The 20122-nt window shown below is 66.2% G+C and carries 20 protein-coding genes; 12 read left to right on the top strand and 8 right to left on the bottom strand.

Going from position 1 to position 20122, the window contains the following annotated elements:
• Positions 1-22: 22 nt before the first annotated feature.
• Complete coding sequence (locus tag AC5Y3Z_RS21015; protein WP_463824905.1) at positions 23-469, bottom strand: Hsp20/alpha crystallin family protein; 447 nt, start codon at positions 467-469, stop codon at positions 23-25.
• A 140-nt stretch (positions 470-609) separates the two neighbouring features.
• On the opposite strand from AC5Y3Z_RS21015, the gene AC5Y3Z_RS21010 reads away from it, so the two are divergent.
• Positions 610-933 carry a MerR family transcriptional regulator gene (locus AC5Y3Z_RS21010; RefSeq protein ID WP_463824351.1) on the top strand — a complete coding sequence of 108 codons (324 nt, stop codon included), beginning with the start codon at positions 610-612 and terminating at the stop codon, positions 931-933.
• A gap of 5 nt (positions 934-938) precedes the next feature.
• Here AC5Y3Z_RS21010 and AC5Y3Z_RS21005 read toward each other — a convergent pair whose 3' ends face one another.
• Entirely contained in the window at positions 939-2399 is a 1461-nt protein-coding gene (locus AC5Y3Z_RS21005) for an aminotransferase class I/II-fold pyridoxal phosphate-dependent enzyme (RefSeq protein ID WP_463824350.1), read from the bottom strand.
• A 74-nt stretch (positions 2400-2473) separates the two neighbouring features.
• Here AC5Y3Z_RS21005 and AC5Y3Z_RS21000 point away from each other — a divergent pair, with 74 nt between their 5' ends.
• The 5 genes from AC5Y3Z_RS21000 (at position 2474) to AC5Y3Z_RS20980 (ending at position 5319) form a co-directional block, all read left to right on the top strand.
• A complete protein-coding gene (locus AC5Y3Z_RS21000) occupies positions 2474-3100 on the top strand; it encodes a flavodoxin family protein (protein ID WP_463824349.1) in 627 nt (208 codons plus the stop codon).
• A 40-nt stretch (positions 3101-3140) separates the two neighbouring features.
• A complete protein-coding gene (locus AC5Y3Z_RS20995; protein ID WP_463824348.1) occupies positions 3141-3680 on the top strand; it encodes a DUF1360 domain-containing protein in 540 nt (179 codons plus the stop codon).
• A 25-nt stretch (positions 3681-3705) separates the two neighbouring features.
• Entirely contained in the window at positions 3706-4122 is a 417-nt protein-coding gene (locus AC5Y3Z_RS20990; RefSeq protein WP_463824347.1) for a ChaB family protein, read from the top strand.
• A gap of 124 nt (positions 4123-4246) precedes the next feature.
• The gene (locus AC5Y3Z_RS20985) at positions 4247-4618 is read left to right on the top strand and encodes a hypothetical protein (RefSeq protein ID WP_463824346.1); all 372 of its coding nucleotides are present in this window, start codon (positions 4247-4249) and stop codon (positions 4616-4618) included.
• 5 nt (positions 4619-4623) lie between these two features.
• The gene (locus AC5Y3Z_RS20980) at positions 4624-5319 is read left to right on the top strand and encodes an HAD family hydrolase (RefSeq protein WP_463824345.1); all 696 of its coding nucleotides are present in this window, start codon (positions 4624-4626) and stop codon (positions 5317-5319) included.
• Between the two features lie 67 nt (positions 5320-5386).
• Here the strand turns inward: AC5Y3Z_RS20980 and mbp1 are convergent, their stop codons facing one another.
• Together mbp1 and AC5Y3Z_RS20970 are read right to left on the bottom strand one after the other, a co-directional pair.
• Complete coding sequence (gene mbp1 / locus AC5Y3Z_RS20975; protein ID WP_463824344.1) at positions 5387-5620, bottom strand: microaggregate-binding protein 1; 234 nt, start codon at positions 5618-5620, stop codon at positions 5387-5389.
• Positions 5621-5912: 292 nt separating this feature from the next.
• A complete protein-coding gene (locus tag AC5Y3Z_RS20970) occupies positions 5913-7715 on the bottom strand; it encodes a thiamine pyrophosphate-requiring protein (RefSeq protein WP_463824343.1) in 1803 nt (600 codons plus the stop codon).
• Between the two features lie 130 nt (positions 7716-7845).
• Here AC5Y3Z_RS20970 and AC5Y3Z_RS20965 point away from each other — a divergent pair, with 130 nt between their 5' ends.
• Complete coding sequence (locus AC5Y3Z_RS20965) at positions 7846-8019, top strand: DUF3349 domain-containing protein (protein ID WP_463824342.1); 174 nt, start codon at positions 7846-7848, stop codon at positions 8017-8019.
• A 34-nt stretch (positions 8020-8053) separates the two neighbouring features.
• On the opposite strand, the gene AC5Y3Z_RS20960 is transcribed toward AC5Y3Z_RS20965, so the two are convergent.
• The 3 genes from AC5Y3Z_RS20960 to AC5Y3Z_RS20950 all read right to left on the bottom strand — a co-directional run bounded on the left by AC5Y3Z_RS20960 (position 8054) and on the right by AC5Y3Z_RS20950 (position 11632).
• Complete coding sequence (locus AC5Y3Z_RS20960; protein WP_463824341.1) at positions 8054-9391, bottom strand: acyltransferase family protein; 1338 nt, start codon at positions 9389-9391, stop codon at positions 8054-8056.
• An 83-nt stretch (positions 9392-9474) separates the two neighbouring features.
• Positions 9475-10248 carry an acyl-[acyl-carrier-protein] thioesterase gene (locus AC5Y3Z_RS20955; RefSeq protein ID WP_463824340.1) on the bottom strand — a complete coding sequence of 258 codons (774 nt, stop codon included), beginning with the start codon at positions 10246-10248 and terminating at the stop codon, positions 9475-9477.
• Positions 10241-11632 carry an NAD(P)-binding protein gene (locus AC5Y3Z_RS20950; protein WP_463824339.1) on the bottom strand — a complete coding sequence of 464 codons (1392 nt, stop codon included), beginning with the start codon at positions 11630-11632 and terminating at the stop codon, positions 10241-10243. Before AC5Y3Z_RS20950 ends, AC5Y3Z_RS20955 begins: the two co-directional genes overlap by 8 nt.
• Before the next feature lie 94 nt (positions 11633-11726).
• On the opposite strand from AC5Y3Z_RS20950, the gene AC5Y3Z_RS20945 reads away from it, so the two are divergent.
• The 3 genes from AC5Y3Z_RS20945 to AC5Y3Z_RS20935 are packed head-to-tail and all read left to right on the top strand — an operon-like array spanning position 11727 to position 15132.
• Positions 11727-12560, top strand: coding sequence for an enoyl-CoA hydratase-related protein (locus AC5Y3Z_RS20945; protein WP_463824338.1), 834 nt, complete (start codon positions 11727-11729; stop codon positions 12558-12560).
• Positions 12557-13453, top strand: a complete 897-nt coding sequence (locus AC5Y3Z_RS20940; protein ID WP_463824337.1) for an alpha/beta hydrolase — start codon at positions 12557-12559, stop codon at positions 13451-13453. The genes AC5Y3Z_RS20945 and AC5Y3Z_RS20940 overlap by 4 nt, the downstream gene beginning before the upstream one ends.
• Positions 13450-15132 carry a tetratricopeptide repeat protein gene (locus tag AC5Y3Z_RS20935; RefSeq protein WP_463824336.1) on the top strand — a complete coding sequence of 561 codons (1683 nt, stop codon included), beginning with the start codon at positions 13450-13452 and terminating at the stop codon, positions 15130-15132. Before AC5Y3Z_RS20940 ends, AC5Y3Z_RS20935 begins: the two co-directional genes overlap by 4 nt.
• Here the strand turns inward: AC5Y3Z_RS20935 and AC5Y3Z_RS20930 are convergent, their stop codons facing one another.
• Positions 15133-17382, bottom strand: coding sequence for a molybdopterin-containing oxidoreductase family protein (locus tag AC5Y3Z_RS20930; protein ID WP_463824335.1), 2250 nt, complete (start codon positions 17380-17382; stop codon positions 15133-15135).
• Positions 17383-17481: 99 nt separating this feature from the next.
• Here AC5Y3Z_RS20930 and AC5Y3Z_RS20925 point away from each other — a divergent pair, with 99 nt between their 5' ends.
• Together AC5Y3Z_RS20925 and AC5Y3Z_RS20920 are read left to right on the top strand one after the other, a co-directional pair.
• A complete protein-coding gene (locus AC5Y3Z_RS20925; RefSeq protein WP_463824334.1) occupies positions 17482-18384 on the top strand; it encodes a hypothetical protein in 903 nt (300 codons plus the stop codon).
• A gap of 79 nt (positions 18385-18463) precedes the next feature.
• Complete coding sequence (locus AC5Y3Z_RS20920) at positions 18464-20113, top strand: PPE family protein (protein ID WP_463824333.1); 1650 nt, start codon at positions 18464-18466, stop codon at positions 20111-20113.
• The last annotated feature ends 9 nt before the right edge of the window (positions 20114-20122 follow it).

Here is a 20122-nt window from a genome sequence, read left to right as displayed (position 1 = left end):
CACGGCCCGAACCAGTGCGTAATCAGGCGTTTATCACCTCCCGGCTGTTCTCCTCGGCGATCGACTTGTGGCCATTGCGGAGACCGACGGAAATCTTGCGCGGTTTTGCCCGCTCGGCGACCGGAATGCGCAGCCGCAGCACACCTCCGTCGTAGGAGGCCTCGATCTTTTCGGTGTCGAGGTTGTCACCAAGGACCAGTTGGCGGCTGAAAACTCCGCGCGGCCGCTCGGTGGCGAGCATTTCGCGGTCGGGGTCGAGGCTGGGACGTTCCGCACGCACGGTCACCACGTTGCGTTCGATGTCGATGTCGAGCGAGTCGGCGCTGACGCCGGGAAGGTCGAACTCGACGACGAACTCCTCACCCTCGCGCCAGGCGTCCATCGGCATCACTGCTGGTCGCGCCGCTGTTCCTAGCACCTGCTGGGCGAATCGGTCCAGTTCACGGAACGGGTCAGTACGCATCAGCATGGCGGTCACTCCTTACTCCTGTCTGCTCTGAGCGACTTCACTATCTATGCCAACTGGCATAGATTTTTTATAACACTCTCGATAGTTGTTCGCAAGTATGGTAAACAGGTTTTCTGTGGCGCATGTGAGGGGGATTGTGAATGGCCGATCGTGTCGACGTACCGGCACCCGATCACGGTGTATACGGGATATCGGTCGCCGCGGAACTGTCCGGTATCGCCGTGCAGTCGCTGCGCCTCTACGAGCGGTATGGGCTGGTCACGCCCGCCCGCAGCGAGGGCGGAACCCGTCGGTACAGCGGCGCGGACCTGGCCCGACTCAAGCGGATCAGTGCGCTGGTCGAGGCCGGTGTCAATCTGGCCGGTATTGCGCGGATCCTGAGTCTGGAGGACCACAACGCCGAATTGACTGCCGCCAACACGGACTTGCGGTCGGCCAACCGCACGTTGGGCGGCACCGAGTAGAGCGCTCAGGCGACCACACGGAACTCCTTGGCGCTTGAATCGGTGGCATCAGGCAGGTTCATGCCGGCCGCGGCGCCCGAACGCAGGTAGTCGACAACGGCTTCGTTGAGACGTTCGCCGGGCACGACCGCCGGAATGCCCGGCGGGTAAGGGGTGATCTGCTCGGCGGCGATCCGCCCGGCCGCTCTGGCCGCCGGTACCATCTCGGCCGGGCCGAAGAATGCGTCGCGCGGCAGGTGGACCGACTCCAGCTGCAGCTCGTCCGGTGCGGGCAGCCGAATCTGCGGCGGTTCGTCGAAATCAGCTGCGGCGCTGCGCCATTGGGTCATCGCCTGCACAAGTCGCGCAACGGTCCGGTGGTCGTCGGCAAAAGACATGGTGGCCAGAATCCGACGGTGATCGCTCATCCCGACGTCGAGGTGGCAGTTTTCCCGCAGCCAGTCGGCGGCCTGATATCCCGATGTCCGAGTTGCGGACACGTCCATCAGCACCTGGGTGGTGTCCAGGTCGTGGGACGCCTCCTTGCCCAGCAACTCGTCCTGGAGCACAGCGAGGTCGGCAATTTCCGACAGCCTGGTCCGCAACACCCGGGCCAGTTCGAGCTCCGCGCTCAACAACTCATGGCCGTGCTCCACCATCTGGCGGCGCCAGCCGTCCAGGGCGGCGTAGACCATCACATTCGGGCTGGTGGTCATCAGCAGGTCGGCGCAGGCCGACAGATGTTTGGCGTCCACCAGGTCGCCCTGCACATGAAAGACCGACCCCTGTTCGAATCCCGCTCCCATCTTGTGCACGCTGACCACACAGACGTCGGCACCGGCGTCCATCGCCCAGGTCGGCAGGTCCTCGTGAAACGGCAGATGAGCCCCCCACGCCTCGTCAACGATCAGCGGCTTGCCGCGGCTGTGGCAGACCTCGGCGATACCGGCGATGTCGGCACAGGTGCCGTACGGACTGGGGCTGACGATCAGCGCGCCGGCGGCATCAGGATGCTGGTCCCAGGCTTCCCGCACCTGTTCCGGCGACGGCGGATGGGACAAGTGGTGGTCGCTGTCCCACCGCGGCGCGATCCACTGCGGCCGGACACCGGAGAAGATCAGGCCCGCAACGATCGACTTGTGACTGTCCCGGGCCACCAGCAAGCCACCGTCGGCACCCCCGGCCACCGCCAGCATCGCCGCCTTCACCGACAGTGAACTGCCGCACGTCGAGAAGAACGCCGAGTCGGCACCCACCGCATCGGCCATCAATTCTTCTGCGCGGCTGAGGTATTTCCCGCGGCTCAGCCGATCGTCGAGGCCGCCGCTGGCCAGGACGTCGTTGCGGAACGGGTCTTTGCCCATGATCGCCAACACCCGGTCGTCGGCGCCGGCGCCCTGCCGGTGGCCCGGCGGGGTGAAGCCGTAGCGGTGGTAGCGGTGGTAATCATTCAGCGCTTCGAGCAACGGCGCCTGCGACTGATCCATCCCGGCCGGTTACCCGGTGGCGACGATGGCAACTCATCGCGTTTTGCCACCCGACTAGCGGGTATCTGCCCAGGGTGACTGACTCCTTGCCGCCGCTGCGCGCCCTGGGTCTGGTATGCAGCCTCAAACCCAGTCCGGCGGCCTCGAGCAGCGAACTCATCGCCGAACATGTCAGCACGGAATTGGGCGGTGCCGGGGTCGAATGTGAGCTCATTCGTTGTGTCGACCACAACATCGCACCCGGTGTCGAAAGCGACATGGGCGACGGTGACGAGTGGCCGGACATCCGCAAAAAAATTCTGGCCGCCGACATCCTGCTCATCAGCACACCGGTCTGGCTGGGGCATCCGTCAAGCATCACGCAACGCGTGCTGGAGCGGCTCGACGCCGAACTGTCCAATACTGACGACGACGGGACGCCGGCGATGGTCGGCAAAGTGGCGCTGGTCAGCGTGGTCGGCAACGAGGACGGGGCCCACAAGGTCATCGCCGATGTGTTCCAGGGGCTCAACGACATTGGCTTCAGCTTGCCGGCGCAGGCCAGCACCTATTGGAACGGTCGCGCGATGGAAACCGTCGATTACAACGATCTCGACGAGGTGCCCGAAGCGGTGGCGTCGGCCACCGCAGCAGCGGCGCGCAATGCAGTTCATCTGGCGCGGATCCTGAAGCAGCACAACTATCCGTCGTACGGTTCATGACTGGAATGGGTGACGCGGCGGAAGCGTCAAAGGGAGCGAAATGGCTGAGATAACCGAGGCAGGCGTTGCCGTCGTCGACAAGGTGCGCCAGGAAGCCGATGCCTATCGTGGCGCCGAATCCCGGCCGATGGCCGGGTACGTCGCATCGATGGCGCTGTACTGCCTGGTGGTGAGCGTGGCGACGGTGGCGGCCAGGGTGACTGGCCGGGGGTTGCCGAAGCGTTGGCATCCGCAAGACCTGGTGCTGGTGACGATCGGTACCCACAAGCTGTCCAGGACAATCGCCAAAGACGCGGTGACGAGCCCGCTCCGGGCGCCGTTCACCCGCTACCAGGGCGCCGCAGGCCCGGCTGAGGTGAAAGAAGAAGCGCGGCACGACAGCACTTTTCGGCACACCATGGGCGAATTGCTGACCTGCCCGTTCTGCCTCGACATGTGGGTCGCCACCGGCTTCGCGTTCGGTCTGGTGTTTGCGCCCAGGTTCACCCGCCTGATGGCCGGCACGTTCACCGCGCTGGCGGGAGCCGATTTTCTGCAGCTTGGCTACGCTGCCGCCCAGCAGCGTGCTGAGAGTTCTTGAGCCGGAACAGATTTGGAGCGCTGAGATGCCGAAGACCACCAAGGGCGGCGCGGCGAAGAAAGACGAACTGCCCGCGACGTTGCGCCGGTCGAGCGCGAAGGCGCAGCGCACCTTCGCCAAGGCCCACGACGCGGCCGCCGAACAGTACGACAGCGCTGAGCGAGCCCACCGGGTCGCCTACGCCGCGGTCAAGCACAGCTACGAAAAGGTCGGCGACCATTGGGAAGCCAAAGATCAACGGGGTCCGTCCGACGACCGCGCCGAGCGCGGGGGGCTCGACAACCCGCTGCCCTCAGACGAGGGTGTGGACGCCAACGCCAGCAAGAAGCACCTGCTCGATATCGCCCGTCGTCTCGACGTGCCCGGCCGGTCCCGGATGACGAAAGCCGAACTGGTGGAAGCGATCAAGAAGGCGAATCGCCGCGCCACTTCGCGCCGGTGAGGCCGCCGGACGATGGCGGCGCCGGCTGCGTCGGGCGGCCGAGCTGGCGTGCCGGGTCTGAGCGCGCAGGTTTCGGTCCAACCAGCCTGGGTAGTCGAAAAATGTGACCCACCAAGGAGCGCCCATGAGTCTGCAACAACGCGAGGCGACCCACCACGTCGCTGACCCGCCCGTTTCTCCGTCGGACGGCAACCGTTCGCGTCGCGGGTTGGTGAACTGGGTGCTGGCGTTGCTGACCGTGCCCGCGGCGGCTCTGATCATGATCTTCGCGGTCGGTGCGGCAATGAGCGTGGCCGCCTGCAGCGCGGCGCACTGCCCGAATCTGGGACCCAGCGGACTGCTGTACGGCGTGCTGTTCTACGGCGCGCCGGTGGTGGCCGCGCTGACGGTCGTCGTCTCCTTCTTCACCGCATTCCGCCGGCGTGGCCACCTGGTTCCGCTGGCCGGACTCGCGTTGCTACTCATCGACTTCGCCGCCATCGCGATCATCTTCTGATCACCTTGTCCAGCAACGAGAATCAGGCAAATCCCGCCGTCCTGTTCGATATCGACGGCACCCTGGTGGACTCCAACTACCTGCATGTACAAGCCTGGCAGCGGGCTTTCGCCGAACTCGGCGTCGATGCCGAGATGTGGCGCGTGCACCGGTCCATCGGGATGGACGGCACGACTCTGGTGAAGTCGTTCTCCGAGGGCGAGTCAGATGATGTGCAGTCGAAATTGAAGGATCTCCACTCTCAGTACTACAAAGAGTCTGCATCACTGCTGCAGCCACTACCGGGGGCCCGCGAACTGCTACAACGGGTGGCTGACCTGGGCTTGCAAGTGGTTCTGGCGACGTCAGCGCCGCCGGACGAGCTGTCGCTACTCCGCGAGGTGCTCGACTGCGACGACGTGGTCGCCGCAGTCACCTCCGCAGATGATGTCGACACCGCCAAACCCAAACCCGACATTGTCAACGTGGCACTCGACAAGGCCGGCGTTACCGCCGAACGCGCTGTCTTCGTCGGAGACGCCGTCTGGGATGCCGAGGCGTGCGTACGCGCCGAAGTGCCGATCATCGGCGTACTCAGCGGGGGTGTGTCCCGAGGCGAGCTTGAAAATGCCGGTGCGATAGCAGTTTTCGAGAATGCTGCCGAGCTGCTGGAACATCTCGACGACACTCCGATAGGACGGCTCGGCACACGCCGGTCCTAGCGGTCCCGGGAATGATCATACGAGAATGGGCCCAGTCGTGGACTGGGCCCATTCCCGTAAGAGAAAACTACTGGTTGGCCTTCTGGCGCTGCTCTGCAGCCTCGGCACCACCGCGGGCGGCTTCGGCCTCGGCCTCTTTCTTCGCGGCGTCGCGCTGGGCGTCGGCTTTGTCCTGCTGAGCCTGGCCTTCACGCTTGACGTCGTCGCGGCCGGTGACGGCGCCGATGACTTCCTTCGCCTTGCCCTTTACGCCCTCGACGACACCCTCGACGGCCTCTTGGGGTCCACTCTTCTCGGCCATGTATTCCTCCTGTTGCTCACTTGCGTGCATGGCGACTTCGCGCTGATCGTCGATTGCGCTCGGTCAACAGGTTCCGGACCGCGTGCTCTCCCGCACTTGTCTGTCCGATTTCTTCCCCTGCATCAAGGGGTGTTTCCGCGTGCCGGAGGTATCAAACCTGTGGCCTGTGTCACCCACGCGTGCAACGCGTCGCAGGACCGCAGGTCCACGCGCTCCGTGCGGGCCTGACCAGGCGGTGTCGGCCAGGCGCGCGTCTGCGCGAATTACTCTCTGCCTGAGCGGAATATACGCGTCACTGTTTCCGAGTGCTCCGGTGTGGCAGGAACTCCTGTGCTTTGATCTTGATGCCTTCTTTGATGATGCCGATGGCGTCCTCGTCGCCGCGCAACACCGCGCCGGCGGCGCTCTTCATCTGCTCGAAGGTCGCGTGCGGCGGCACCGGCGGGATGTCCGGGTCGCAGTGCACGTCCAGTACGGTAGGGCGGTCGGAGTGCAGCGCCCTATCCCAAGCGGCGGAAATCTGCTCCGGATCGGTCAGGGTGGCATGGCCCAACCCCAGACTCGCGGCGAAGCCGGCATAGTCGACGTCGGGAAGTGTCTGGGATTCCGGGAACTTCGGCGCGCCGCCCATGGCGCGCATCTCCCAGGTCACCTGGTTCAGGTCGTTGTTGTGCAGCACCGCGATCACCAGTCGCGGGTCCTGCCACTGGCGCCAGTAGTGCGCGATCGTGATCAGTTCGCCCATCCCGTTCATCTGCATGGCGCCGTCGCCGGCGAACGCAATCACCGGCCGGTCCGGCTGACAGAATTTTGCACCGATGGCGTAGGGGACCGCCGGGCCCATGGTGGCTAGTGTGCCGGACAACGATCCACGCATCGTGCCGCGCAACTTCAGTTGGCGCGCATACCAATTCGCTGCGGAGCCGGAGTCCGCGGTGACGATCGCATCGTCGGGCAGCAGCGGGGACAGCTCGGCGAACAGCCGCATCGGGTTGATCGGATCGGCGGCGACATCGGCTTCCATCGCCATGGTTTCCCACCACCGCGCCACATTGCGCTCGATCGTGTCCCGCCAGGTCCGGTCGGATTTGCGTCGCAGCAGCGGCAACAGCGCGCGGACCGTGGCGGCGGCGTCACCGACCAGGTTCACCTCGTTGGGATAGCGCATTCCGATCAACGTCGGATCGATGTCGATCTGCACGCCACGCGCTTTGCCGTACTCCGGCAGGAACTGCGAGTAGGGGAAGCTCGACCCGATGGTGATCAGGGTGTCGCAGTCCCGCATCATCTCATAGCTCGGGCGGGTGCCCAGCAGGCCGATCGCCCCAGTCACCCAAGGCAATTCGTCGGAAAGTACGTCCTTGCCCAGCAGTGCCTTAGCAACCCCGGCGCCCAGCACGTCGGCGAGCTCGGTGACCTCTGCCACCGCATCGCGTGCACCGCAACCGATCAACATCGCCACCCGCTCGCCCGCGTTCAACACGTCGGCAGCTTGCCGCAGGCCCTCGTGCGACGGTTCGACCACGGGTTGCTCGAATCCCAGACTGGACGGCACCATCTTGAACTCGTGGGTCGGCGCCGAATACTCGAGCTCCTGCACGTCGGCGGGAATGATCAGCGCGGTCGGCGTCCGGCGGGTCAGGGCGGTACGGATAGCGCGGTCCAGCACGTTGGGCAATTGCTCGGGCACCGTGACCATCTGCACGTAATCACTGGCAACGTCCTTGAAGAGGCTCATCAAGTCAACCTCTTGCTGATAAGAACCCCCGATCGCCGAGCGGTTGGTCTGACCGACGATGGCCAGCACCGGCACCCGGTCGAGCTTCGCGTCGTAGAGGCCGTTGAGCAGGTGGATCGCGCCGGGCCCGGAGGTGGCCGCGCACACCCCCAGCCCACCACCGAATTTCGCGTACCCGACCGCCTCGAACGCGGCCATCTCCTCATGTCGGGCCTGGATGAAAGCCGGATCGTTCTTGGCGCGCCCCCAGGCCGCGAGCAGACCGTTGATGCCGTCACCGGGGTAGCCGAAGACCTTGGTGACACCCCATTCCCGCAGACGCTGCAGCAGATAATCGCCTACTTCCGTGGCAGCCATCGACGGCCCTCCCTCGTTCGCATTGTGGTCGCGGTTACCCACTTGGCGACGTTGTAGACGCGCCCGGGTTGTTTCGACCCACGGATTGGCGGGAAATCACTGGCCTCTCCGGGCCACGAAAGTGAAGAACATGGTTGTAATCGACGCCGTCGCGAAGTTCGTGAATTTCTTGCGGGCCGGCTACCCCACAGGAGTGCCGGCAACCGACACGTTCCCGGTATTGGCGGTACTGCCGCACCGACCGGCCTATCCGGAGTTGGCGCGACTCGGCTCAGCAGATCGCACCACCGCGGCCACCGCATAGGGACGCCACCCCGCGCCGGTCGGCGATCGAGCTGTCAGCGGTCGCCGGCAGACTCGTTCTGCAGACCTGAATCCTGAGGCACGGCCGCGCGACTCGCCGTCGCCGGACACAACGCGACCAGGGTCAACCCGCAGGCGAATACGAGCACGGTCAGCCCGGGGAGATGGCCGTCGGGTGCAAAGCCCAAGGCGGCCAGGAACGCCAGGGCGTACGCCGCGGCCGCGGTGCCGGTGAACATCGTCGCTTCGGTCCACCGTGGCGCGACCGGCAGCCCGAAGCTGGGCAACGGCGCGGCGAAAACCTGCCGGCCCCACCACAACACGAGCAGCTCTAGGGCGGTGACCAGGCCGAGCACGGCCCACCATTCCAGCCGCGCCAACCACCACCCGGCGGTTCCTTCAGGCGGCTGGGGCAACAACCCCGCCGGGTAGGCGATGACCGCCACGATCACCACGGGCAGCATGTGCCACAGGTACAGGGCCATCACGTTGGTGTTGGCCACCGCCAGGGCGCGGTGTACGAACCGTCCCCCCAGCACGCGGTTCAGCGCCGGCGCCACCGCCACCGCGATCCCGGCCTGCATGCACCCGAACGCCAGCATCGCCATCGATGGGGGTGTGGTGTTCTGGATGGCCTGACCCGGAACGCCGATCATGCTCACCGGGTACGGGCCGGGCCAGATCAGCAACATCAGCGCCACCGCCGACCCGACGGCCAGCAGTATCGCGCGGCGGCCGCTCAATGACCTGGCACGCCAAGCTATTCCGAGCTGGTACAGCGCGGCCCAGCACAGCAGGTAATTCAGCCAGCCCAGCCAGGACACCTGCCCGGCGAGCGAGATCACGTCGACGAGCACCACCGCTACGCCCAGGATGGCCGGGGCCCACAGGCCGCAACGTCGCTGGGCGGCAATCGCAATCGGCGTCAGCGACACCACCACCACGTAGACCGCGAGGAACCACAGGTGCATGGCCACCGCCCAGCCGGCGTACTCCAGCACCGCCCCGGCGACACCGGTGTAATCCAGGATCGCCACCGCGGTGGACACCAGCGCGACGTACACGGCGGTCGGTCCGAGGACGCGCGCCAGCCGACGCCGCAGCCACACCTGACGCGACATGCTGTCCCCGTCGTAACGGTGTTTCCAGGACACCGCGCCGGCGTAACCGGCCACCAGGAAGAACACCGGGACCGCCTGGAAGATCCAGGTCAGCCATTGCGTCCAGGGCAGGTCGAGAAGTGGATTCTGCCGACCGAACTGGCCGTCGTGGTAGGTGATCGCCGCGGCGAGCCAGTGCCCCAGCACGATGAGGACCACACCGGACACGCGGTAGTAGTCCACTGCCAGGTCGCGCGCTTTGTCGTCGTGCATTAGCGCGAGAGTACGCGTCTGGGGTTGCCGCAACGGCACGCAGCCAACGATCGCGCGGCACAGCTGAAGTGCTTCGGCGGCGACTAGATTCTGCGCACCAGAGCCGCTGCGCGCACGTCGTCACCCACGGTGAAATGCATGCGCACGGTGTCGCCGCTGGGCTGCCAGCGGATGATCAAGTTCTCGCCGTACTTGATGGGGCGGCGGTATTCGAGCACCGCGCGGTAAGGTCGCTGCTCCAGTTCGGGTACGCGGCCGAGTATTTCGTGTACGCCGTGCCAGTAGACTGTGTTGTTGACGTGCTCGAAGAGGTCGATGTCGGTGCGGCGCAACGGAAACGGGACTTCCCGCGCATCCTCGATCGGTGCGGTGAGCCACGGCCGCCACTTGAGTCGGTGCTCATCTGTGGTGCTGCCGAACCGCTGAACGGCGCCGTCGCTGAGCCGCGAGGGGGTCAGAGTGTCCTTGTTCATGCAGATCCAGAAGCCCGTGGTCTCGATGCGACCGCGCTCGGCGCCCAGCAGCTGCACCCGCATGTCGCACCATCTGCTGGAGAGTCCCGCACACCACCGGCGGAAGGTGATGTCGCTGGGTATCTCGAAGGGCTCGAACACGTCGATCACCGTGCGCAGCACGATCCAGTGCGGGTGGACTTCGGCCAGCTGCGCATCGGCGAGATGCTCGGCACCGACCTCCTGGATGTAGCGCGCGACGCCGTCCAGACGCAGCCTGCGGTGCTCGTCGATGTCGGATGTGCCCAGCCGCCAGCCGGTGCGATACACGTATCCCTGTTCGGGCACGTCGACCAGCGGTGCGTCCAGCTCGGCGTTGTCGGGCACGGCTGCTCCGCTAGGCATCGCTGAGCAGCTTCTCCAACTGCTCAGCGGCCGTGTTGAGTTTCGACTGGAACATCGACACCACCCGATCGCGTACCCGTGGCTTGTGCGACAACGGCGGCAGCAGCTCGGCGAGCAGATTCAGTCGCGCGGCACTCAGCCAATCGGTCAGGTCCGGATCGTCGAGCCAGCGGGCGAAATTACGCAGATCGGAACGGGTCAGACGCAGCCAGTCCACATCGCGGTCCGGATGCGGAATCGGTTCGCACAGCTCGTTTTTCACCGCATCCTCGGCGTAGGCGACCTCGACATGGGCGGTGAACGCGGCACTGAACACCTGCTGGCACCCGCGCACCGCCTGCAGCGTCACCTGACTGCCGTCGAAAACCGCGGTGGCGGGCCGCTCGGGCGCACCGTCGGCCGTGCAGTCGATGTAGAGCGTCGACGGTGTCGAGGTGACGGAACCCTGGTCCAGCACGATTTCGGTCGGCTCGATGCGTTGGACGTGCCCCAGCCTGACCACGTCCTCGATCCGGCGGAGTTGCTCGAACTCCGGCTGCGACACCGTCGCGCAGCGGTACATCCGCGGGCGTACCGCAGCGTCGAGTCGCAGCAGGGTACCGGCCGCCTCCAGCCTGTCGAACAGATCCTCGATCGATGTCGCGGCCTCGATCGCTTCCAGTTGTGCGCCGTAGTTGTCCCGGAACTGCTTGATGAACGACGGTCCCGGTTGCAGCGTGGCCCGGTCCATCAGCCAGGAGTCGCGGGGCTTGATCCAGGTCAGCCGCTCGGCGCCGATACCGTGCCGCAGCAGCCACAAACAGACGTCCATGCCGGTCTTGCCGGCGCCGACGATCACGTACCGGTCCCGGGCGCCGAACCGGGGCAACTCGTTGGGCGGCACACAGTCGATGCCCGGAGCCACGGCGTAGGGCGCCGGGCGCATGGATGGCACCACCGCGCGCAGGTAGGTGGCATCCACGACACGCCGCGTCACGTTGACGCTGTACTCAACACCCGCCAGGGTGCGGAAACGGTTGTCGCCCAGATATTCGCTCATCGGGAAGTACTCGACCCGCCCGGTAGGCAGGAACTGCTGTTGCATCACGGCATCGAAATACGCGCAGACTTCGCCAACGGGGGCAAGCTCATTAAGTCCCTGATTCCACCCGACACCGTCGATGGTGTTGTTGCCCAACGTCCTTGAATTCACCCCGTAGTAGGCCGACGGCTGGTGCAGGCGCACGAAGGGATACGCGGTAGTCCAGTGCCCGCCCGGCTGGTGTGCTTTGTCGACGATGACCACGCGGGCCTGCGACTCGTTGATCAGCGTGTCGGTGAACGCCATTCCCATAGCTCCGGCACCGATCACCAGGTAGTCGGTGTCCAGAGTCTGGACAGTCACTGGGTGCCTTCTTCTCTCATCGGTTCTCCTGTTGCCGCACGGTCAAGATGGCCGTTGCGCCACGATAGCGTGGCCACCGGGTAGGTTTGCGCAGATGGGCGCCGATCTCACCGTCGCAATCGCAGACGGCGTCGCGCTGCTGACCCTGAACCGACCGGAACGCCGCAACGCCTATACCGCGGAGATGGGTGCATTGCTCAACCAGGCGTACCGGCAGTGCGACGACGACGACGCGGTACGCGCGATCGTGCTGACCGGGGCCGGGGAGGCCTTTTGCGCCGGTGCCGACTTCGCCGCCGAAGCAGATCCGTTCAACGCGCCGTCCGGCCAGGCGTTCACCGCGTCACCGACCGACCCCGCCGCCTTCGAACTGCGCACCCCGGTGATCGCTGCGGTCAACGGGCACGCGATCGGAATCGGCCTCACCATTGCGCTGCAGACCGACATCCGGATCGTGGCCGAAGACGCCAAATATGCTGTGGCACAGGTACGTCGCGGCGTCATACCGGATTGCATGGCGCACTGGACACTGCCGCACCTGGTGGGTGGGGCAGTGGCGGCGGATCTGTTGCTGACCGGACGGAGCTTCGGCGGGGCCGAGGCGGTGGCGATGGGACTCGCCGTACGCGCGCTGCCGAGCGAACAGGTGCTCGACAATGCCATGGCGGTGGCCTATGACATCGCCGTCAATGTGGCGCCGATGTCGGCCGCGCTGAGCAAGCGACTGCTGTGGGACACCATGATCAACGGCTATCCACCCCGCCGGGTGGCGGACCTGGAAACGCGCCTGCATCACCGGGTGATGGGCAGCGCGGACTCCCGCGAGGGCGTAGCGGCGTTTCTGGGACGCCGCGCCCCGCACTGGACGACTTCGGTAGCGGGGCAGTGGCAGCCGTTGCCGGCGGAGGGCGAAGGGATGAACCGTTGACAAGTCTGCGGAGTCGGGCGCTGCCGGCGCTGCTTCGCTGGACGGGTCGGACGCGCGCCTATGCGAGCGTGGCGGCGGCGCACGCGCATATCGAACACTGCGCCCAGCACCGGCAGCTCTTCGGTCCGCCGCCGCGGTTGCGGCGCGATGTGGCGTTGGCGTTCGAGCGTGGGACGGGTTGGCCGATCTACACGCTGACGCCCAAGAAGCGCAAGACCGGCCCGCCCGAACGGACCGTCGTCTATCTGCACGGTGGCGCCTGGGTGAACGAAATCGCAAGCCAGCATTGGCGATTGGCCGCACAGATCGCCGCCGAATCCGAGGCGGAAGTGATCGTTCCCATCTACCCGCTGGTGCCGTTCGCCACCGCCGGCGACGTGGTACCAGTGATTGTGGACATGGTGCGCACGAGTGTTGCGCGGGGACGGAGCGTAGGGCTGGCCGGCGACTCCGCGGGCGGGCAGATCGCGTTGTCGACGGCGCTGTCACTGCGTGACGATCACGATGTCGTCGTCCCGCAGACGGTGCTGATCTCACCGGTGGTCGACCTGTCACTGTCCAATCCGCTCATCGATTCGGTCGACGACCCGTGGTTGCGTCGCGATGCCCTGCACGTGTTCGCTGAGCGGTGGCGTGGCGAGCTGCCGGTGGATGATCCGCGGGTCAGTCCGCTGGCGGCCGACCTCAGCGGACTGGGACCGCTGACGATTTTCAGCGGCACCCGCGACATCCTGCACCCCGACGCCCGAGCTTTGGTCGACAAGGCCACCGCCGCAGGCATATCCGTCGACTACCACGAACAAGACGGGTTACTGCACGTCTACCCGCTGACACCGACGCCCGAAGGTCGCACCGCGCGGGCCGTCATCGTGGAGCGGCTGGGGCGAACGTGAGCGCCGACGAGCAGTACTACGACCTCGGTTCCTACCGCCGCCCGGTCGAGACCGCATCTCCGTCCGCGCAGCTCTGGTTCGATCGTGGCCTGGTGTGGGCCTACGCGTTCAACCATGAGGAGGCCATTGCCTGCTTCGAACGCGCCCTGCACGCAGACCCGGATCTGGCCATCGCCCGGTGGGGCATCGCCTACGCGGTGGGCCCCAACTACAACAAAGCTTGGGCGGCTTTCGATCCCGTCGATCTGACCTCCTCGCTGGCCCGCGCCCGCGCTGAACTTGCGCTGGCCGCCGCCGGTCGCGGCAGCCCCGTCGAGCAGGACCTGATCGCCGCACTGCGGACCCGATTTCCCGTCGAGGACCACGCGGACACCGCACTGCTGGACGCTGCTCTCGATGCGTACGCCGATGCGATGACAGCGCTGGCCGCGAGCTACCCCGACGACCTCGACGTGCAGGCCCTCGCCGCCGACGCACTGCTCAACGTCACTGCATGGGCGTTATGGGACACCGCTTCCGGTGAGCCGGCCGCCGGTTCGCGGGTGGTCGAGGCCCGAGCGATCCTCGAACGGGCAATGGCCGAGCCGGCAGGCCGTACCCACCCCGGCATCCTGCACCTGTATCTGCACGCGATGGAGATGTCGGCGACGCCGGAGGTGGCGCTGCCGGCCGCCGACGCGTTGCGCGGCCTGGTGCCCGATGCCGGACATCTGCAGCACATGCCCAGCCACATCGACGTGCTGTGCGGTGACTACGGCAGTTCGATCGACGCCAACCGTGCTGCGGTGCAGGCGGATCGACGTTTCCTCGACCGCGCGGGCCCGCTGAATTTCTACTCGTTGTACCGTGCGCACGATCTGCACTTCATCGTGTATTCCGCGATGTTCCAGGGACAGTCGCGCATCGCGCTGCAAGCCGCCGACGAGCTCGCCGGGCAGCTGACACCCGAGCTGCTGTCGATCCAGTCCCCGCCGATGGCCGACTGGCTGGAGGCATTCGTGCCGCTGCGCACTCATGTCCTGGTCCGATTCGGTCGCTGGGCGGAGTTGGCCGCGCAGCCGCTACCGCCGGACCCGCAGCTGTACTGCACCACCGCCGCAACCGTGCACTACGGTCGCGGTGTCGCGCTGGCCGCCACCGGCCAGATCGCACAGGCCGAGAAGGCGCGCGTGGCCTTCGCCGATGCGTATCAGCGCATACCGGAAACGCGGTACTTGTTCAACAACACCAGCCGCGACATCCTCGCGGTGGCCGCCGCCATGCTTGACGGTGAAATCGCCTATCGGGCAGGCTCTTTCGACGAGGCTTTCGCACACCTGAGACGCGCCGTCGAACTCGATGACGCACTACCCTACGACGAGCCGTGGGGCTGGATGCAGCCCACCCGGCACGCCTATGGGGCACTGCTGTTGGAGCAGGACCACGTGGCCGAGGCGGCCGCGGTGTACGCCGCTGATCTGGGCTTCGACCCGACGTTGGCCCGGTGTTGTCAGCATCCCGGCAACGTGTGGAGCCTGCACGGTTACCACGAATGCCTGAAACGGTTGGGGCGCAACGACGAAGCCGTCATCGTCGGTCAGCAACTCAGGCTCGCCGCGGCGCGCGCCGACGTACCGATTCGCGCGTCGTGCGCGTGCCGACTCGACACTAGCAGCGTGACAGGGCGACACCGTCGTTGATCATGGATCGCGCACCCGTGCCGACGGTTGCCGGCCCAACGTCGTGTGGTTCTGGATGTCGCCGACGCAGCGTTCCACGCCCACGTAGGTAGAACTCATCGCCGGGGTCTGCGAAAGCGGATCGACCGGTTCGCCGTCGATCAGCAGGTTGCGGTTCACCCCGAATGATTGCGGCGCGTCGCGGCCGTGCGGGTCGAAGACCCGCGAACCCCAGCCGTGGTCTAGCACAATCAGGCCGCGCCGCGGCCGATCGCTCAGCGACGCGGTGGCCCGCACCTCGCCGACCGGCGAATACACCCGCACCAGGTCGCCGTCGCGGACACCGAGGACGGCCGCGTCGGCCGGGTGGATGAGCACTGCGCTGCCCTTGCCGCCGGGATGCAGGCCGGGCAGGTCGTTGAGAAACGAGTTCATGGAGTGCCGGTGCCGGCGGTTACCCAGCTGGAACGGGTAGTCGGACGGCGCCTCGGGTGGCGGACTGGCCAGCAACTCGCGGGTGCGGGTTACGAACTCCGGTGGCGCCACCTGGACACGGTTGTCGGCGGTGCGCAAGGCAGCCGAGAAGTGGCCGTACTCCCGCGGACCGAGCACCATGCCATGCGGGTGAGCCAGCAAGTCGCGCCATTTCAGCTTGCGGCCGTTCACCTTTCGCGACATCGCGACGATCAGCCGGTTGATCCAGTGCGGGGAGAAGGCCAGCGTGGGCCGTCGGACGGTGCGGGCCAGCCGTCGGCTGGTCTTGACGAACGCGTTGACGCCCTTGACGCCGAACAGGGGGACGTCCATGGCCAGCGCCAGGTCGACGAAGACGCGCCACTCCTCCCGTGCGGCCGGGGGCGGATCGACCGCACGCACGCCGTACTGCACGTAGGGCTCGTCGTGCAGATTGCTGGTCAACGCCAGCAGGTCGTCGCGCTCCAGCCAGTGCACCGCGGGCAGTAACCAGTGCGCGTGCCGGTGACTTTCGCGCTGCACAAAGTCGATCGCCACCAAGAGGTCGAGTTGAGCCAGCGCCTGGTCGAGCGCCGCACCGTCGGGACCGGAGACCACCGGATTGCCCGAATTGATCACCAGGGCGCGGATCTGCCCGGGCCCCGGGGTGGTGATCTCGGCCGGCAGTTCGCTCAGCGCGTGCGCCCCGGCCACCATGGCGCGACCGGCCAGTCGACTGCGGTGCCCCGAGGGTTTGGCGGTGGCGGCCAGCTGCAACGCGTCGATGTAACCCGGTTCGAAACGCCGGCCACCCGGCCGGTCCATCCGCCCGGTGATCACGTTGAGCACCTGGCCCAGCCATTCACCGACGGTGCCGGACACGTGCAGCGAGATCCCGGTGCGCGTCACCGCCATCGCCGCGGCGGCTCCCGCGAATTCCCTTGCCGTGCACTCGATCTGCATGCGCGGTATGCCGCAGCGTTGAGCCAGGTCGTCGAGGTCTGCCTCAGTCACCAGTGCCCGCAGCGCGGGCAACCCGCTGGTGATTCGTGCGCAGTCGAGGCAGTGGTGCAGATCCTCCTCCAGGATCACCTTCACCATGCCCAGCAGCAGTGCCCAGTCCTGGCCGGGACGCACGGCGAGATGGACGTCGGCCTTATCGGCGGACTCGGTGCGCAACGGATCGACGACGACGATCTTGGCGCCCGACCGTTGGCGTGCCAGCGCGCGCTTCCAGCCGCCGGGGGCGCTTTCCACCCAATTCCACGCGCTCACTGCGGGATTGGCGCCGACGAGCAGGAAGTAGTCGCAGTGGTCGATATCGGAGACCGGCACCATGATCGACGAGCCGTACATCGCCTCGGCCACCACGTGCAGCGCATTCTGGTCGACCGAGCCCACCGCGTAGCGATTCTGGGTGCCGACGGCGTCCAGCCAGCCGTTCATGAAGATCAGATTCGACGACGAGTATCCGGCGGGGTTGCCGTAGTACGCGCCGATGGCGTCGGGTCCGTCGGCGTCGATCAGCGCGGTCATCCGGGTCGCGATGTCGGCGATGGCCTCGTCCCAGGAGGCCGCCACATATCGGTCGCCCACGCGTCGCATCGGAGCGAGGATCCGGCGCGGGTGTTCGACGAGTTGGGCGGCGTTGCGACCCTTGGCGCAGAAGTCCTGCCAACTATGCGGATTCTGCTTGTCGGCCGCGATCTTGACCACCCGGTTGTCCTCGACGCTGACCTCGATCCCGCACGAGGCCAGGCAATACCGGCAGAAGGTGAAGACGGTCCGCGTACCGGCAGTTCGGTCGGGCGGATCCATCGTTTGAGCGTGACACTTCAGCCCGATTTTGTATAGTTCGGCGCTGTACAGTCGCTCAGCATTGCTGTTACAGTCCGCAGCCAGGAGAGGCGGAAGACCATGACTGAGCGACTACGGGACATCCGGGAGCTGGCCGACGACTCCGACGCTTACCGCGACGAGCTGTACCGGCGCTGGACCGGCCTGCTCAGTTACCGCTACATCGGGCGCAAGCACTCCTCCATGGACCTCGGCGAGGTCGACAACACGGTCACCATCCGCCGCGACATGCGCAATGAGGCGGGCGGCATTCTCGTTGCGCCGCTTGCTATCTCGTCGCCGGAGGGGTGTCAGACCGACATGGTGGCGGTGCCCAACCCAGTGATCGCCTCGGTGCAGATCGTCGATCCCGGCTTCGATGTGTCCCGCATCGAGATCGTCGATTCGGGCATCGTGCACCAGGGGCGCACCATGGGTTACGGCCGGTGCAAAATCGTCGATGCCGACAACCCCGACCGGGTGATCGCGTTCAACGAGGGGCAGGGCGCGATCATCGGTATTCCGCCGAAAGGCCTTGACCGGATGGATGTTTCGGGCACCGAGTTGGTTATCGAGGACTCACCCGACCTGCCGCCGCTGTGGGATGCGTTCGGCGCCGGCAAGCGTCCCGACGGTCACTGGGTGCTTCCCGCCCTCAGCGCCGAATTCGCCTCGCCCGATGCGGCGCTGCACATCGGGCCTCAACATGTCGTCCTCGAGACCGCAGCGACCGACCTCGCTGCCGAGGTTGCCGGTACGCGGAGACTTCAGGTCGTCAGCTGGCACGTGATGTTCATGTCGCGGGGCAAAGTAGGGCCATTCCGGGTCGACGGCAGCGCGCACCCGGGCGGACCCGGACGAGTCGGTGTGCGGATGTTGCTGCACGACGAGGGGAACGGGGATAGGGCCGTCACCTCGGCCGCAGCGGTCTTCGACGTACTCGGCTGTGCCGATTCCGCGGAAACGAGCCGCATAGCTCCGTGATGTTCTAGGGTCCGGTGATGCCGCGCGAAGGTGACCTACCGAGCGCCGACCACGAACTGTCATTGGGGGAGACGACCTGATGGACTTTCCGATGTTGCCACCGGAAGTCAACTCGCTGCGCATGTTTCTCGGAGCCGGGTCCGAGCCGCTGCTGGCCGCGGCGGCGGCTTGGGACGGTCTGGCCGAGGAGCTCAGCGCTGCGGCCACGTCGTTCGGTTCGGTGACTGCCGGACTCGTCGATTCGGCGTGGCAAGGTCCGGCCGCCGCGGCGATGACGGCTGCGGCGTCGCCGTATGCAGGATGGCTGAGCGCGGCGGCGGCCCATGCGCAGGGTGCGGGCGGACAGGCCAGGGCGATCGCCACCGCGTTCGAGGCCGCTCGGTCGGCCATTGTGCATCCGGCGGAGATCGCGCTCAACCGCTCGCAGCTGGTGGCGCTGGTGCGCTCAAACCTGTTCGGCCTCAACGCTCCTGCGATTGCGGCGGCCGAGGCGGTCTATGAGCAGATGTGGGCTCGCGACGTCAGCGCCATGGTGAGCTACTACGGCGGAGCGGCGTCGGCAGCGGCGCAGTTGACCCCCTGGCAGCTGCTCCAAGAGGCCCCGGCCATCAATCTCGGCATCGGCAACCTCGGCAAACTCAACCTCGGCAACGGCAACAACGGTTTGGCCAACCTCGGCAACGGCAACCTCGGCAACCAAAACGTCGGCAGCGGCAACTACGGAGATTCCAACCTCGGCGGCGGCAACAGCGGCGATCAGAACATCGGCGGCGGCAACCTCGGCAACCAGAATTTCGGCGTCGGAAACCGCGGCAACGCCAACCTCGGCGCGGGGAACTACGGTAACGAAAACCTCGGAAACGGCAACCGCGGCATCGGAAATCACGGGCTGGCCAACATCGGCAACCACAATGTGGGGTTGGCGAACACCGGCAGCGGCAACCAGGGCCTGGCGAACACCGGGAATGGCAACGTGGGGCTGTGGAACACCGGTAACGGCAACATCGGCATCGGGCTCACCGGTGACAACCAGATCGGCATCGGCGGATTGAACTCCGGCAGCGGCAATGTCGGATTGTTCAGTTCGGGCACGTCGAACGCGGGGTTCTTCAATTCGGGCACCGAGAACGCCGGTTTGTTCAACGCCGGTTCCAAGAACTGGGGCCTGGCCAACAGCGGCGAGGTGAACACCGGCTTCGGCAACTCCGGCGCGTCATCGACCGGCTTTTTCAATTCCGCCACCTCGAACACCGGCTTCGCAAACTCCGACAATTTCAACACCGGGAACTTCAATTCCGGCATCGGCAACACCGGAAGCTTCAACGCGGGCAGCTATAACACGGGTAGCTCCAACGCCGCCGGCTTCAACACCGGCTTCGGCAACTCCGGTGCCAGCAACACCGGGCTGTGGAACTCGGGCAGTGTGCAGACCGGCGTCGGATCGACGGTGGCCGGCACCGGCTCCAGCTCCGGCTGGTTCAACAGCGGGGTCGGCAGCTCCGGCTTCTACAACTCCGGCAACGGTGCCTCAGGGTTCCAGAACACCGACTCCAATGCATCGGGAGTGCGCAACACGGCCCCGGCGTCGGGCTACCAGAACGACAGCGGTTCGTCCTCGGGTGTGTTGAACACCGGCTTCCTGTTCATGTCCGGCTTGGGCAATTCGGGCTTCGGCAACTCCGGTGTCTACAACGTGGGTACCTTCGTGGCCGGTTTGTTCCGCCGGTAGCTCCCGTCC

Source organism: Mycobacterium sp. NGS61 (assembly GCF_059812325.1).
Note: the sequence above shows the minus strand (reverse complement) of the source record. Positions and strands in the feature narration are given on the sequence as shown.